The sequence below is a fragment of the Streptococcus infantis genome, from assembly GCF_047460875.1.
Lineage (GTDB): Bacteria > Bacillota > Bacilli > Lactobacillales > Streptococcaceae > Streptococcus > Streptococcus infantis_AA.
The window spans coordinates 157,194-173,802 of sequence record NZ_JASHFI010000001.1 but is presented as its reverse complement, the minus strand read 5'-3'; the positions used below and the strand labels follow the sequence as shown (position 1 = coordinate 173,802).

Annotated in this window: 14 protein-coding genes and 1 pseudogene; all 15 read left to right on the top strand. The window is 38.0% G+C overall.

What is annotated here, in order from left to right; genetic code table 11:
- Positions 1-285: 285 nt before the first annotated feature.
- The 15 genes and pseudogenes from QM887_RS00825 to QM887_RS00755 all read left to right on the top strand — a co-directional run bounded on the left by QM887_RS00825 (position 286) and on the right by QM887_RS00755 (position 16,609).
- Positions 286-1,740: an aminotransferase class I/II-fold pyridoxal phosphate-dependent enzyme gene (locus tag QM887_RS00825; protein WP_414270086.1), complete on the top strand. Its 1,455-nt coding sequence runs from the start codon at positions 286-288 to the stop codon at positions 1,738-1,740.
- Entirely contained in the window at positions 1,741-2,601 is an 861-nt protein-coding gene (gene speE, locus QM887_RS00820) for a polyamine aminopropyltransferase (RefSeq protein WP_414270085.1), read from the top strand.
- A complete protein-coding gene (locus QM887_RS00815) occupies positions 2,598-3,857 on the top strand; it encodes a saccharopine dehydrogenase family protein (protein ID WP_414270084.1) in 1,260 nt (419 codons plus the stop codon). Before speE ends, QM887_RS00815 begins: the two co-directional genes overlap by 4 nt.
- The gene (nspC, locus tag QM887_RS00810) at positions 3,857-4,984 is read left to right on the top strand and encodes a carboxynorspermidine decarboxylase (RefSeq protein ID WP_414270083.1); all 1,128 of its coding nucleotides are present in this window, start codon (positions 3,857-3,859) and stop codon (positions 4,982-4,984) included. Before QM887_RS00815 ends, nspC begins: the two co-directional genes overlap by 1 nt.
- Positions 4,981-6,066, top strand: a complete 1,086-nt coding sequence (aguA, locus tag QM887_RS00805) for an agmatine deiminase (protein WP_414270082.1) — start codon at positions 4,981-4,983, stop codon at positions 6,064-6,066. The genes nspC and aguA overlap by 4 nt, the downstream gene beginning before the upstream one ends.
- A 9-nt stretch (positions 6,067-6,075) precedes the next feature.
- The gene (gene aguB, locus QM887_RS00800; protein WP_414270081.1) at positions 6,076-6,951 is read left to right on the top strand and encodes an N-carbamoylputrescine amidase; all 876 of its coding nucleotides are present in this window, start codon (positions 6,076-6,078) and stop codon (positions 6,949-6,951) included.
- Positions 6,952-7,095: 144 nt separating this feature from the next.
- A complete protein-coding gene (locus tag QM887_RS00795; RefSeq protein WP_414270080.1) occupies positions 7,096-8,553 on the top strand; it encodes a type I restriction-modification system subunit M in 1,458 nt (485 codons plus the stop codon).
- 12 nt (positions 8,554-8,565) lie between these two features.
- Positions 8,566-9,093 (top strand): annotated as a pseudogene (locus tag QM887_RS00790) (restriction endonuclease subunit S); the annotation flags it as partial.
- An 11-nt stretch (positions 9,094-9,104) separates the two neighbouring features.
- Entirely contained in the window at positions 9,105-9,668 is a 564-nt protein-coding gene (locus tag QM887_RS00785) for a restriction endonuclease subunit S (RefSeq protein ID WP_414270079.1), read from the top strand.
- The gene (locus QM887_RS00780) at positions 9,665-10,840 is read left to right on the top strand and encodes a restriction endonuclease subunit S (protein WP_414270078.1); all 1,176 of its coding nucleotides are present in this window, start codon (positions 9,665-9,667) and stop codon (positions 10,838-10,840) included. The genes QM887_RS00785 and QM887_RS00780 overlap by 4 nt, the downstream gene beginning before the upstream one ends.
- A 59-nt stretch (positions 10,841-10,899) precedes the next feature.
- On the top strand, positions 10,900-11,136 hold the full coding sequence (locus QM887_RS00775; protein ID WP_000260607.1) for an AbrB family transcriptional regulator: 237 nt from the start codon (positions 10,900-10,902) through the stop codon (positions 11,134-11,136).
- A complete protein-coding gene (locus tag QM887_RS00770; protein ID WP_414270077.1) occupies positions 11,133-11,546 on the top strand; it encodes a type II toxin-antitoxin system death-on-curing family toxin in 414 nt (137 codons plus the stop codon). Before QM887_RS00775 ends, QM887_RS00770 begins: the two co-directional genes overlap by 4 nt.
- A 114-nt stretch (positions 11,547-11,660) precedes the next feature.
- Positions 11,661-12,626: a site-specific tyrosine recombinase/integron integrase gene (gene xerA / locus QM887_RS00765; protein ID WP_414270076.1), complete on the top strand. Its 966-nt coding sequence runs from the start codon at positions 11,661-11,663 to the stop codon at positions 12,624-12,626.
- A gap of 40 nt (positions 12,627-12,666) precedes the next feature.
- A complete protein-coding gene (locus QM887_RS00760; protein WP_414270075.1) occupies positions 12,667-13,230 on the top strand; it encodes a restriction endonuclease subunit S in 564 nt (187 codons plus the stop codon).
- A 28-nt stretch (positions 13,231-13,258) separates the two neighbouring features.
- On the top strand, positions 13,259-16,609 hold the full coding sequence (locus QM887_RS00755) for a DEAD/DEAH box helicase family protein (RefSeq protein WP_414270074.1): 3,351 nt from the start codon (positions 13,259-13,261) through the stop codon (positions 16,607-16,609).

The following is a 16,609-nucleotide window of genomic DNA, read 5'->3' as shown; positions in this document are numbered from 1 at the left end:
AAAAGCCTACTTTTATAAGTTGATGTTAGAACATTAGTTCTAATTCGTATACATTTGTTAGTGTGGTGAAAGCACACGTCATCTTGTGAAACGATCAATAAAGTACGTAATATTTGCTACTAGAGAGTTAGGAAACATCAGGAACAGACATACTCAAAAGAAACAAACATAAACACGTCAGTAGATTGTAGAGCAGGTGCCAACCTGCTCTTTTTTCATAAGTATCCTATAACACCTGATTTTAGTTCAGGTGTAGAAAATAAAGTAAAGGAGTATGTTTATATAATGTTAAATCAGAACCAAGCTCCCATTTATGAGGGGTTAGTTAAGTTACGAAAAAAAAGGATTGTACCTTTTGATGTGCCAGGTCATAAGCGTGGTCGTGGGAATCCAGAGTTAGTTGAACTTTTAGGTGAAAAATGCGTTGGTATTGATGTCAATTCTATGAAGCCTTTGGATAATCTAGGACATCCCATTTCGATTATCAGAGATGCAGAAGAGCTAGCAGCAGAGGCTTTTGGAGCTGCCCATGCCTTTTTAATGATTGGCGGGACAACTTCATCCGTTCAAACTATGATTCTCTCCACCTGTAAAGCGGGAGATAAAATCATCCTTCCTCGAAATGTTCATAAGTCAGCCATCAATGCACTCGTTTTATGTGGAGCTATTCCCATCTATATCGAGATGAGTGTGGATCCCAAAATCGGTATTGCTTTGGGGCTTGAAAATGATCGTGTGGCACAAGCTATTAAGGACCATCCAGATGCCAAGGCTATCCTAATTAACAATCCAACCTACTATGGTATTTGTTCAGATCTTAAGGGGCTAACAGAGATGGCCCATGCTGCAGGAATGAAAGTCTTAGTAGACGAGGCACACGGAGCTCATCTCCACTTTACAGATAAACTTCCTCTATCTGCTATGGATGCAGGAGCAGATATGTCAGCAGTGTCTATGCATAAATCTGGTGGTAGCTTGACACAAAGTTCACTTCTTTTAGTTGGGGATCAGATGAATCCTGAGTACGTTCGTCAGATCATCAACCTGACCCAATCAACATCAGCATCCTATTTGTTAATGTCTAGTTTGGATATTTCACGCCGCAATCTGGCCCTTCGTGGTAAAGAGTCATTTGAGAAGGTCATTGAGCTATCTGAGTACGCTCGTCGTGAAATCAATGCCATCGGTGGCTACTATGCCTACTCAAAAGAGTTAGTAGATGGCGTGACCGTTTGTGATTTTGACGTGACCAAGCTGTCAGTCTACACTCAGGGAATCGGTCTAACAGGTATTGAAGTTTATGATCTCTTACGGGATGAATATGACATTCAGATTGAGTTTGGTGATATTGGCAATATCTTGGCCTACATTTCGATTGGTGACCGTATCCAAGACATTGAACGCTTGGTTGGTGCTCTAGCTGATATCAAGAGACTTTATTCTAGAGATGGAAAAGACCTGATTGCTGGAGAATATATCCAACCAGAGTTGGTGCTGTCTCCTCAGGAAGCCTTCTACTCAGAGAGAAGAAGCTTAACCTTGGACGAATCAGTTGGGCAAGTCTGCGGGGAATTCGTCATGTGTTATCCTCCAGGAATTCCAATCCTAGCGCCCGGTGAACGCATTACACAAGGTCTTGTCGATTATATCCAATTTGCTAAAGAACGTGGTTGTTCCCTCCAAGGAACGGAAGATCCAGAGGTCAATCACATCAATGTCATTAAGAGAAAGGAGAACTAAATGGATTTATGGTTTTCTGAAGTTCATACTCCAGATGTGAAATTGTCCTTGAGAACTGCCAAACAACTCTATGCTGGAAAAAGTGAGTGGCAGGATATTGAAGTATTAGATACTCCAGCTTTTGGAAAGATTTTGATTTTAAATGGGCACGTCTTGTTCTCGGATGCAGATGATTTTGTCTACAACGAAATGACGGTCCACGTTCCCATGGCTGTGCACCCTAATCCAAAGAAAGTCTTGGTAATAGGGGGTGGTGACGGTGGTGTTGCCCAAGTATTAACACTCTATCCAGAATTGGAACAAATCGATATCGTGGAACCAGATGAGATGCTGGTTGAGGTTTGTCGAGAATATTTCCCAGACTTTGCTGCGGGGCTAGATGATCCTCGTGTTACCATCTACTACCAAAATGGACTAAGATTTTTGAGAAACTGTGAAAATGATTACGACATTATCATTAACGATGCGACAGATCCATTTGGCCATACGGAAGGGCTCTTTACCAAGGAATTTTACGGCAATAGCTATAGAGCCTTGAAAGAAGACGGAATCATGATCTATCAGCATGGTAGTCCTTTCTTTGACGAAGATGAGTCAGCATGCCGCAGCATGCACCGCAAGGTCAATCAAGCCTTTCCAATCAGCCGGGTCTATCAGGCCCATATTCCGACCAGTCCAGCGGGCTATTGGTTGTTTGGATTTGCATCGAAAAAATACCACCCTGTCAAAGATTTTGACAAGGAAGGTTGGAAAAAACGCCAGCTTTTCACGGAATACTACACTGCAAACTTGCATATTGGTGCTTTTATGTTGCCTAAGTATGTAGAAGACATTTTAGAAGAAGAGGAAGGAAAAAAATGAGTCGTTTATTAGTTATTGGATGTGGGGGCGTTGCCCAAGTTGCTATTTCAAAGATTTGCCAAGATAGCGAAACTTTTAAAGAAATTATGATTGCTAGCCGTACAAAGTCAAAATGTGATGACTTGAAGGCTAAATTAGAGGGTAAAACAAGTACAAAGATTGAAACAGCTGCTCTTGATGCAGACAAGGTAGAAGAAGTGATTGCCTTGATTGAAAGCTACAAACCAGAAGTCGTTTTGAACGTAGCTCTACCATACCAAGATTTGACCATTATGGATGCTTGTTTGGCTACAGGTGTGCACTATATCGACACAGCCAACTATGAGGCTGAGGACACAGAAGACCCTGAATGGCGTGCGATTTATGAGAAACGCTGCAAAGAGCTTGGATTTACGGCTTATTTTGACTACTCATGGCAATGGGCTTACCAAGAAAAATTCAAAGAAGCTGGCTTGACAGCTCTTCTTGGTTCTGGATTTGACCCAGGAGTAACCAGCGTCTTTTCAGCATACGCCCTCAAGCACTATTTTGATGAAATCCACTATATCGACATTTTAGACTGTAATGGTGGGGACCACGGTTATCCATTTGCGACAAACTTTAACCCAGAAATCAATCTACGTGAGGTTTCTGCACCAGGTTCTTACTGGGAAGATGGAAAATGGGTAGAAGTTGAAGCTATGTCTATCAAACGTGAGTATGATTTCCCTCAAGTTGGTCAAAAAGACATGTATCTCCTCCACCATGAAGAAATCGAATCATTAGCAAAGAATATTCCAGGTGTCAAACGCATTCGCTTCTTTATGACTTTTGGTCAATCCTATCTAACTCACATGAAATGCTTGGAAAACGTTGGTCTCCTTCGTACAGATGCTATTAATTTTAACGGACAAGAAATCGTACCAATCCAATTCTTGAAAGCCTTGCTTCCAGATCCTGCAAGCCTTGGTCCACGTACAGTTGGAAAAACCAATATCGGCTGTATCTTTACAGGTGTCAAAGATGGCGTTGAAAAGACTATCTACATCTACAATGTTTGCGACCATCAGGAGTGCTACGCAGAAGTTGGTTCACAGGCAATTTCTTACACAACAGGTGTTCCTGCTATGATTGGGACAAAATTAGTGATGGATGGTACTTGGAAACAGCCTGGAGTTTATAACCTTGAAGAGTTGGATCCAGACCCATTCATGGAAGCTTTGAATAAATACGGCTTGCCATGGGTTGTGGTTGAAAATCCACAAATGGTGGACTAATGAAGTTAGAACAAGTATCAACGCCAGCTTATGTCATTGATTTAGCAAAACTAGAAGAAAATTGTAGCATTCTGCAACAGGTTCAGGAAAAGGCAGGTTGTAAGGTTTTGCTAGCTCAAAAGGCTTATTCTCTCTATAAAACCTATCCCCTAATTAGCCAGTATCTCTCTGGTACAACGGCTAGTGGACTCTATGAAGCGAAGTTGGCTAGGGAAGAATTTCCAGGAGAAGTCCATGTATTTGCGCCTGCTTTTAAAGAAGCTGACATGGAAGAGTTGCTCCAAATATCTGATCATATTGTTTTTAACTCAGAGAGACAACTACGAAAATATGGTCAACGTTGTCGTGAAGTTGGTATCAGTGTCGGTCTTCGCATCAATCCTCAATGTTCAACGCAGGGGGACCACGCGCTTTATGATCCTTGTGCTCCTGGCTCTCGTTTTGGAGTAACTTTGGAAAAGATACCAAGTGATTTATTGGATTTGGTTGACGGACTTCATTTTCATACCCTCTGTGAGCAAGGGGCAGATGATTTACAAACGACTTTGAAAGCAGTAGAAGACCAGTTTGGTGTCTATTTGCATCAAGTCAAATGGCTCAATATGGGCGGCGGACACCACATCACAAGAGAAGACTACGATGTGGATTTGCTGATTTCTGAGATTAAGCGAATTCGAGAAACCTATAACCTTGACGTCTATATCGAACCAGGAGAAGCCATTGCCCTTAATGCGGGCTATCTAGCGACAGAAGTCTTGGATATTGTTGAAAACGGGATTGAGACCTTAGTGTTAGATGCTTCAGCAAGCTGCCATATGCCAGATGTTCTTGAGATGCCTTATCGCCCACCATTAAGAAATGGATTTGAAGCGCACGAAAAACCTTATACTTATAGACTATCTTCAAATACTTGCCTGACAGGGGATATCATTGGGGATTACAGCTTTGAAAAACCGATTGAAATCGGCGATCGCCTCTATTTTGAAGACATGGCTATTTACTCATTTGTCAAAAATAATACCTTTAACGGGATTGGACTTCCAAGTTTGTATCTCATGGATAAAGAGGGTGAGTGCAGTCTAGTCAAAGCATTTGACTACCAAGACTTTAAGGAGAGATTATCATGATGGACAGTCCAAAGAAATTAGGCTATCGTATACCTGCAGAGTATGAACCCCATCATGGGACTCTCATGATATGGCCTACTCGACCAGGGTCTTGGCCTTTTCAAGGAAAAGCTGCAAAAAAAGCATTTACTCAGATCATCGAGACCATATCAGAAGGGGAAACAGTTTACCTTTTGGTTGAGGAGGACTATCTATCTGAAGCGCAATCCTATCTTGGAGACAAGGTTGTTTATCTAGATGTCGCAACAAATGATGCCTGGGCTCGTGATACAGGTCCGACCATTCTCCTCAATGATCAAAGGGAAAAGTTGGCGGTAGATTGGTCTTTCAATGCATGGGGTGGTGCTGTTGATGGTCTCTACCAAGACTATGAAGCAGATGACCAAGTAGCCAGTCGCTTTGCAGAAGTTTTAGAGATACCTGTTTACGATGCTAAACCATTTGTACTGGAAGGCGGAGCTATACACAGTGACGGTCAAGGAACCATACTTGTGACCGAAAGTTGCTTGCTCAGTCCTGGTCGTAATCCTCTCCTGACTAAAGAGGAGATTGAAAAGTCCTTACTAGAGAGCCTTGGTGCCGAAAAAGTCATTTGGTTGCCTTACGGCATTTATCAAGACGAGACAAATGAACACGTCGACAATGTTGCTGCCTTTGTTGGTCCTGCAGAACTTGTTTTAGCTTGGACGGACGACGAAAGTGATCCCCAGTATGCCATGTCTGCGGCAGATCTAGCTCTTTTAGAGAAGGAAACCGATGCAAAAGGCCGGAGTTTCACTATTCATAAACTCCCAATCCCAGCTATTCATCAAGTAGTTACTGAGGAGGATTTGCCTGGATATACTTATGAAGAAGGCGAAGAGGAGCGTTATGCGGGTGAAAGACTAGCAGCTTCCTATGTGAATTTTTATATCGCCAATAAATCTGTCTTGGTGCCACAATTTCAGGATGTAAACGATCAAGTGGCCTTGGATGTTCTCAGCCAGTGTTTCCCAGACCGTGAAATTGTCGGAATTCCTGCAAGAGATATTCTATTAGGTGGTGGAAATATCCACTGCATTACCCAACAAATTCCAGAATAGGAGAAAAAGATGAGAAATGTAACGGTTGCAGCCATTCAGATGCAATGCGCTAAGGATGTGGAAACCAATATCCAAACAGCTGAACGTTTAGTTCGACAAGCTGCTGAGCAAGGAGCCCAGATCATTCTTTTACCAGAATTATTTGAACGTCCCTATTTCTGTCAGGAGCGTCAGTATGACTACTACCGGTATGCCCAGTCGGTATCAGAAAATACGGCTATTCAGCATTTTAAAGGAATTGCCAAGGAGCTAAAGGTCGTTTTACCAATCAGTTTCTATGAAAAAGACGGTAATGTCTTATACAATTCTATTGCTGTCATTGATGCAGATGGAGAAGAATTAGGAGTTTATCGGAAGACTCATATACCAGACGATCATTATTATCAGGAGAAATTCTTCTTTACTCCTGGAAATACTGGTTTCAAGGTCTGGGACACTCGCTATGCCAAGATTGGTATCGGGATCTGTTGGGATCAGTGGTTCCCAGAAACAGCTCGTTGCCTTGCACTAAATGGCGCAGAATTGCTCTTTTATCCAACAGCTATTGGATCAGAGCCTATTTTGGATACAGATAGTTGTGGTCATTGGCAACGTACCATGCAAGGACACGCAGCAGCAAATATTGTGCCAGTTATCGCAGCCAATCGTTATGGTTTGGAAGAAGTTACTCCTTGTGAAGAAAATGGGGGGCAAACTTCCAGTCTAAACTTCTACGGTTCATCCTTTATGACCGATGAAACAGGAGCTATTTTAAGTCAAGCCGAACGACAAGATGAAGCAATCCTCTTAACCACTTATGACCTTGATAAGGGAGCTAATGAACGCCTAAACTGGGGCTTGTTTAGAGATAGAAGACCAGATATGTATAAAGATATCGTGAAATGACAAAAAGCCTCCAAGAGGCTTTTTTCTGTAGATACTATAATAATTTTTTGATAATGTCCTAGGATTCTGATAAAATGGGGTATAAGAAGTTTTAGGATTTTAAATGACAGTTTTTTAAAATTGAAACATTTTGAGAGGTAAAATATGATTACAGGTGAATTAAAGAATAAGATTGATCAATTGTGGGAAATGTTATGGACTGAAGGAAATGCGAATCCTTTGACTAACATTGAGCAATTGACTTATCTTTTATTTATGAAGGATTTGGACAGAGTTGAACTTGGACGAGAAAATGATGCTGAATTTCTAGGTATTCCCTATGAGGGAATTTTCCCAAAAGATAAACCAGAATATCGTTGGTCAACATTTAAGAACTTAGGAGATGCGCAAGAAGTTTATCGCCTGATGTCACAAGAGATTTTTCCATTTATTAAGAATCTGAAGGGGGATACTGACGATACAGCTTTTTCACGTTATATGAGGGATGCAATTTTTCAAATCAATAAACCTGCTACCTTACAAAAAGCGATAGCTGCTCTGGATGAGTTACCTACGGATATAAAAGATATTGGTGACATTTACGAGTATCTATTGTCAAAATTATCACAGGCAGGGGCAAATGGTCAATTTCGTACGCCTCGTCATATCATTGATATGATGGTTGAACTCATGCAACCGACAATTAAGGATATTATTTCAGATCCTGCCATGGGCTCTGCAGGATTTTTAGTTTCTGCAAGTCGCTATTTAGACCGAAGAAAAGAAGAGTGGCAAACAAATATTGACAGTGTAAAGCATTTCCACAATACTATGTTTCATGGAAATGATACAGATACCACTATGTTGAGACTTGGGGCTATGAATATGATGCTTCATGGCGTTGAAAATCCCCAAATTAGCTATCTAGATTCTCTCTCTCAAGATAACGAAGAAGCTGATAAATATACTCTAGTTTTAGCCAATCCACCTTTCAAAGGATCTCTTGATTATGATTCAACCTCTGGTGATTTGCTGGCTACGATTAAGACTAAAAAGACAGAGTTGCTTTTCCTTGCCCTTTTCTTACGCACTCTGAAGCCAGGTGGACGTGCAGCTGTTATTGTACCGGACGGTGTTCTATTTGGTTCCTCTAAAGCTCATAAAGGGATTCGTCAAGAAATTGTTGAGCATCACAAACTAGATGCAGTTATTTCGATGCCGAGTGGTGTTTTCAAGCCTTATGCTGGAGTTTCAACCGCTATCCTTATCTTCACTAAGACTGGAAATGGTGGAACGGATAAGGTTTGGTTTTATGATATGAAAGCAGACGGTCTGAGCTTGGATGATAAACGACAACCTATCAGCGACAATGATATTCCAGATATTATTCAACGATTCCATCATTTAGAGAAAGAAGCAGATCGCAAGAGAACAGACCAGTCCTTCTTTGTTCCAGTTGATGAGATTAAGGAGAATGATTTTGATTTGTCCATCAATAAATACAAAGAAATCGAGTATGAAAAAGTTGAGTATGAACCAACAGAAGTCATCTTAAAGAAAATCAATGATCTAGAAAAAGAAATTCAAGCTGGCTTAGCAGAGTTAGAAGAATTACTAAAGTAGGGAGATGCACGTATGAAAAAAGTGAAGTTGGGGGAAGTGATTTCTCTAAAAAAAGGTAAAAAAGCTGATATTCATACTTTACAAACCAGTCAAAGTAAACGTTATATTCAAATCGATGATTTGAGAAATGACGATAATTTAAAATTTACTGATAGTTTAAATATAACTGAAGTCCTCCCTGAAGATATTTTGATAGCATGGGATGGCGCTAATGCAGGAACAATTGGATATGGACTGTCAGGTGCTATTGGCAGTACTATCACAGTCCTAAAACAGAATGAATATTACAAAGATAAGATTTTATCTGATTATTTGGCTCTATTTTTAGAAAGTAAGTCACAGTATTTACGAGATCGTGCAACAGGGGCTACAATTCCTCATTTGAACAAGAACATATTATTAAATCTACAGTTAGAATTGTTATATCCTGAATCTCAAGATAATATTGTTAATACCCTTAATATAATCAAGAGAGTTATTGCCAAACGAAATTTTCAGTTAAATGAATTGAACTTGCTCGTCAAATCCCGATATTTCGAGGAGGTGGTTGCATGAAGAAAGTGAAACTAGGTGAAATTTGTGAGATACAAGCAGGAGGTACTCCTTCAAGAAATAAGCAAGAATTTTGGGTTCAAGGTAATATACCTTGGGTAAAAATAAAAGATATAAACTCAAAATACATCTCTAAAGTTGAAGAACATATTACAGATTTAGGGTTGCGGTTTTCCTCTGCAAAATTATTTTCAAGAGGTACGATATTGTATACTATTTTTGCTACTATTGGTGAAGTAGCTATATTAGATATTGATGCTGCAACAAATCAGGCTATAGCAGGTTTACATTTAAAGTCTGAAAAAGTATTAAAAGAATATCTTTATTTTTTCCTTCTTTCTATTAAAAATAGAGTAAGAAACGATAGTAGAGGAGTGGCTCAGAATAACATTAATTTAACGTACTTAAAAAATATAGAGGTCCCTATTGTTGAAAATAGTATTCAGCAAGAAATTTGTAATAATTTAACTAAAATAAATCAAATAATTACTCTACGTAATCAGCAACTCATAGAACTCTCAAACCTTGTAAAATCCCGATATTTCGAGGAGGTGGTTGCGTGAAGAAAGTGAAGTTGGGTGATCTTGGAAAAATTATTACAGGAAATACACCTAGTAAAAAACTATCGGAATTTTATAATAGCAATGATATCCCTTTTATAAAACCAGATGATTTTAAAACTACTGATGAAATTTCGACATCAAAAGGGAATAAAAATTATATATCTGAGAATGCACGAAACAGTGCCAGAATCGTCCCCAAAAATTCGGTATTAGTAACTTGTATAGGTATAATTGGTAAAGTTATGATTTCTGAATCTGAACTATCATTTAATCAACAAATTAATGCAATTGTTCCAAATGAATTAATTTTATCTAAATATTTAGCATATTTATTGCTATATAATAAACCTAAATTAGATTTTATTTCCAATGCCCCCGTTGTCCCAATAATCAATAAAACTCAATTTTCGGAGTTTGAAGTTACGTTCCATGAAAATATTGATGTTCAAGAAAAGATTATACAAAATTTAGAGAATTTAGATAATCAGATTTTAAAAAGAAGACATCAATCTAAATTACTCTCAAACCTTGTAAAATCCCGATTTAACGAGATGTTTGGAGATCCTGTTTTGAATGAAATGGGTTGGGAAAAGCATAGATTATCAAAATTAGCATTAAAAATTGGTTCAGGGGCTACACCTAGAGGAGGAAGAGAAAGTTATGTCAACGAAGGGATAGCGCTCATTAGAAGTATGAATGTATATGATGGTAAGTTTATTTTCAAAGATTTAGCTTATTTAACTAATGTTCAGGCTGAAAAATTAAATAATGTAATTGTTGAATCTGACGATGTTTTGCTGAATATTACAGGTGCATCTGTATCTCGTTGTTGTATTGTTCCACAAATTATTTTGCCTGCGAGAGTTAATCAGCACGTTTCTATAATTCGTTGTAAAAAGCACTTATTATCACCAATATTTTTAAATCAACTTCTAATAACTTCCGAGTTTAAGAGTTTGCTACAGAAAATAGGAGAAAGTTCAGGTGCTACTCGTCAAGCGATAACAAAAAATCAGATTGAAGAATTAACCCTCCCCCTCCCCCCTCTTTCCCTCCAAAACGAGTTCGCAGACTTTGTGGCTCAGGTAGACAAATCACAATTGGCAATTCAAAAATCACTAGAAGAACTGGAAACCTTGAAAAAATCTCTCATGCAAGAGTATTTTGGCTGATATTCTGTCATTGTAATTACGGTAATTATTTGTTATAATACTTCAAAGGAGGAAATCAGATGGTAGTAAAAACAAGAAAACAAGGAAATTCAATCACCATCACCATTCCAAGCGAATTCAATATTCCAAGTGGTGTTAAATACGAAGCGAAATTGTTACCAAGTGGTGAAATTATCTTTACTCCCGAAGAGTCTGGACATCAGATTTCTTATGTATCTGATGATGCCTTTGACTTAAATTTGGACAAAATTTTTGACGAATACGATGATGTTTTCAAAGCTTTGGTGGAAAAATGACAGTCTATCTAACAGAAAGGCAAATTGAAAAAATCAATGCTTTAGCAATTCAACGGTATTCACCTAATGAAAAAATTCAAACGGTTAGTCCTTCTGCCTTAAATATGATTGTCAATTTACCAGAACAATTTGTCTTCGGTAAACCTCTTTATCCAACAATTTTTGATAAGGCAACGATACTATTTGTCCAATTGATCAAGAAGCATGTTTTTGCCAACGCTAATAAACGAACTGCTTTCTTTGTTTTGGTGAAATTTCTACAGTTAAATGGTTATCTTTTTTCTGTAACAGTTGAAGAAGCGGTCGATATGTGTGTAACTATCGCAGTAGAATCCTTAACAGATGAAAGGTTATCTAGCTACACCAAATGGATCTCTGAACATTCATTTAGAGCTAATGGCCAAATTTAAGCTTGGATATTTAAATCCTAAAAGTAAAAAATAGATAAACAGACAGTATTAGAATTCTGTAATTCAGAAAACTAATATTGTCTCTTTTTATTAAAATAATGAAAGTGAGAATATATGGAAACAAAAGTGACAATCATCATTCAAGAAATGCTACCCCTTTTAAACAATGCACAATTACTAGCATTACGGGAGAGTTTAGAGCGTCATTTAGTGAGTGGTGTAAATCAACAGAAGTATACGAATAATTCCTTGTTAGCCTTGTTTATTACTGCTAAACAGGTGGAGGGTTGTAGTGCAAAAACCATTCGTTATTATCAAAGGACCATAGAAAACTTATTTACAAGCATAAAGCAGTCTGTAACACAACTGACAACAGATGATTTGAGAAGTTATCTAGCACAGTATCAGTCAGAAAAAGATTGCAGCAAAGCAAATTTGGACAATATCCGACGAATCCTGTCTTCGTTTTTTGCTTGGCTTGAGCAGGAGGAATATATCATCAAAAATCCTATTCGACGGATAAAAAAGATTAAGACCGAACAAACTGTGAAAGAAACTTATACTGATGAACATCTTGAAATCATGCGAGACAATTGTGAAAACTTAAGGGATTTAGCAATGATCGATATACTAGCTTCAACAGGAATGCGCGTGGGCGAACTTGTGCAGCTGAATCGCTCAGATATTGACTTTGAAAATCGAGAATGTGTTGTATTTGGGAAAGGTAAAAAGGAGAGACCTGTTTACTTTGATGCTCGGACGAAAATCCATTTAAAGAACTATATCAATAGCAGAGAAGATAATCATCCAGCTCTTTTTGTTACCTTGCTTGGAAAAGCCCAGAGACTTGGAATAGCTGGTGTTGAGATTCGATTAAGAAAGTTAGGTCAAAAGCTTGGAATCCAAAAGGTCCACCCACATAAATTTAGAAGAACACTAGCAACAAAGGCAATTGATAAGGGAATGCCTATCGAACAAGTCCAAAAACTTCTAGGTCACAGCAAAATTGACACAACCTTAGCCTATGCTATGGTCAACCAAAGTAATGTTAAACATTCCCATCAGAAATTCATCTCTTAGGTGCAAATCCCGATTTAACGAGATGTTTGGGGATCCTGTTTTGAATGAAATGGGTTGGGATAAACATGCTTTAAAGGAATTTGGAATATGGAAAAGCGGTGGAACTCCTAAAAGAAATGAAGAAGAATTTTTTAGAGGAAATATTCCTTGGATTACATCAGGAGAACTAGAACATAAGTACATTGAAGATTCTTTTGAAAAAATTTCAGAAAAGGCAATTGAGTGTAGTTCTGCAAAAATAATTGAAAAAGGGAGCTTATTGCTAGGTATGTATGATACTGCGGGTTTAAAATCGTCAATCAATACTAAAGTAATGTCTTGTAATCAAGCTATTGCTTTCGCAAAATTAGATGATAAAATCACGAATACTATATATGTTTATTATGTAATTCAAAATTTACGATCCATGCTATTGAATCAACAAAGAGGCGTACGTCAAAAAAATTTTAACTTATCGATGATTAAAAATATTTCCATTCCCCTCCCCCCTCTTTCCCTCCAAAACGAGTTCGCAGACTTTGTGGCTCAGGTTGACAAATCACAATTTGCTTGTCAGATGGTTATAAAACTGTGGAGAAATAGCTTGAAATCTAGTATAATATAGCTATCTATTTAATCAAAGTGAGAGAAAAATGGGAAATTTTGATTTTCTTTTAAATAACGAGGAGTATGAATCTTTTTCGAGGCCCTGTATAGAAGCTGAGAATATGATTGGGACATCCACTGTAGCGACAGCTTTCATGGCGCGTCGTGCCTTGGAGCAGGCTGTTCATTGGATTTATAGCCATGATTCTTATTTGGAAGCCCCTTATCGTGCTACCTTGTCTTCATTAGTTTGGGATGATGACTTTAGAGAAATCGTAGATCCAGAGCTTCATAGTCAGATGGTTCTCTTGATACGCTGGGGCAATCATGCTGCTCATGGTGGGGAGATCAAGGAACGTGAAGCGATTTTAGCCTTACATCATTTGTACCAGTTCGTAAACTTTATTGATTACTGCTACAGCAATGAGTTTGTGGAACGTTTTTTTGACGAGAAGTTATTGCCAATTTCAGAGAATGTTAAGAAAAGAGAAACACCACAAGCCATGGTGGAACTGCAAGAAAGTTTACCTCTTATGCCTGACTTTCATGAACAAATGGCTGTACAGTCCTTGGAAGTTCAAGAGAATTATACAGAAAAACGTGAAACTGCTGCTCAACGGCAAGAGGTTTCCTTTCATATCGATCAGTTATCTGAGGCTGAGACGAGAAAACTTTTTATTGACATTGATTTACGATTAGCGGGTTGGAAATTTGAAGAAAATTGTCGAGTTGAAGTCGCTGTTAATGGACTGAAACACGGCTCAGGAACAGGTTATTGTGATTACGTTCTTTATGGTAAAAATGGAAAGATTTTAGCAATTATTGAAGCCAAAAAGGCTGCAGTTAATCCAGAAGTCGGTGAAGTACAAGTTAAGGAATATGCTAAAGCGCTAGAGGAAAAAATAGGTTACCAACCGATTTGTTTTATTACAAATGGCCTCAAGCACTACATTCTTGATGGTGTAAATCGTCGCCAGGTTGCAGGATTCTATTCTCAAGAAGAATTGCAATTATTGATGGACAGACGACATTTGCAAAAACCACTTGAGGATATTTCTAGTAAAATCAGAGACGATATCTCTGGACGATATTACCAGAAACATGCGATTGCAAGTGTTTGTGAGGCTTTTTCTAACAATCGAAGACAAGCTCTTTTGGTAATGGCAACTGGTTCTGGGAAAACTCGAACAGCAGTCTCTCTTGTTGATATCCTATCACGTCACAATTGGGTCAAAAATATTCTCTTTCTAGCTGACCGAACATCTCTTGTAAAACAAGCCTATGATTCATTTAGGAAATTACTTCCAGATCTTTCGGTTTGTAACTTTTTAGAGGATAAAGCTGGGGCACGATCAAGTCGTATGGTGTTTTCTACTTATCCGACCATGATTGGAGCTATTAGTGATCAGGAAGAAGTCATTCAACGCCCTTTCACTGTTGGTCATTTTGATCTTATCATTATTGACGAGTCCCATCGCTCTATTTATCAAAAATACAAGGCCATTTTTGATTATTTTGATGCTAGAATCGTAGGCTTAACGGCCACACCTCGTCAGGATCTTGATAAAAATACTTATGGTTTTTTTAACTTGGAAAATGGTGTTCCTACCTATGCTTATGATCTTGAAAAGGCTGTTGAGGATGGCTACTTGGTATCCTATCATTCGATTGAAACCAAGTTAGAATTACCTACAGATGGGCTTCATTACGATGATCTATCCCAAGAAGATAAAGAATATTTTGATAGTCAATTTGAAGATGATAGTCTAGAAAAAGACATTGATGCGGGAGCTTTTAATTCCTTTATTTTTAATAAAGGTACAGTAGAGATTGTTCTAGATGAACTAATGACGAGAGGGATTCAGACGGCTTCGGGTGATGAGATTGGAAAAACTATCATCTTTGCAAAGAATCATCATCATGCTGAATTTATTAGAGAGATTTTTAATAAAAGATATCCTGAAAAGGGGAGCGACTATGCTCAGGTGATTGATTACAGTATTAAACATTATCAGACCTTGATTGATGATTTTAAAATCAAAGATAAATACCCTCAAATTGCAATTTCAGTTGACATGTTGGATACAGGTATTGATGTTCCAGAGGTTGTCAATTTAGTCTTTTTCAAGAAAGTTCGCTCAAAAACAAAATTTTGGCAGATGATTGGTCGTGGAACGCGTCTCTGTAACGATTTGTTTGGACCTGATCAGGATAAGGAAAACTTCTTGGTATTTGATTATGGTGACAACTTTGAATACTTCAAAGCAGATCCGAGAGAAGGAAATGGACGTCATATTGTTCCCTTGACACAGCGTTTGTTTAATATCAAGGTGGACTTGATTCGTGAACTGCAAGACCTTCACTATCAAGAGGATCCATTTGCAAGAGAGTATCGTCAGCAACTGGTCTCAGAACTTCATAGACATGTAGAGGACTTGAATGAGTTAGATTTTAGGGTTCGTATGGTCTTAGATATGGTTTATACCTATAAAAAATTAGAAAATTGGCAAAATCTTACAACGATTTCATGTGAAAATCTTCATACTCATATATCTCCTCTCATGTTTAATGAAGATAATGAAAATGAAATGGCTAGACGCTTTGATTTATGGATGTTAGAAATTCAAGTCGGACAATTGACCTCTAAGCCATCAAGGACTCATATATCTCAAGTTATGAAAACTGCTCAGGCTCTTGCTTCTGTTGGCAATATCCCTCAGGTCTTTGCACAGGCTGAAATTATCAGGAAAGTTCAAGAACCTGAATTTTGGGAGGAAGTAAGCTTGTCTGAACTTGAAAAAATACGCCTTTCTCTAAGGGATTTATTGCAATTCTTAGATAAAACGAACCGAAAAGTATATTATGTCAATTTTGAAGATCGAATTCTTTCTACTGTATATGAAACCACTCCTTATTTGCAGGTAAATGATCTTCGATCCTATAACGAAAAAGTTGAACATTATTTGAAAGCTCATTTGGATGAGGAAGCAATTTCTAAATTGTATCATAACAAGAAGTTGACTCCTCAAGATTTATTAGCTTTAGAAACTCTATTATGGGAAAAATTAGGAAGTAAAACTGACTATCAGCAGCACTATGAGAACAAGGCTATTCCTAGATTGGTTCGTGAGATTATTGGTTTGAATAGAGAGGCCGCTAATCAAGTGTTTTCTAAGTTCTTGTCAGATGAAAGCCTTAATGCTAAGCAAATTTCCTTTGTAAAATTGATTGTCGATTATGTCGTTGAAAATGGTTATATGGATAAGTCGATCCTGACACAAGAACCGTTTAAATCTTATGGATCCGTACAAGTACTATTTCAACATCAAATACCAGTATTGAGGAATATTGTCCAAACAATTGACTTAATCAATAATCGCGCCGAAGAAGTAGCTTGA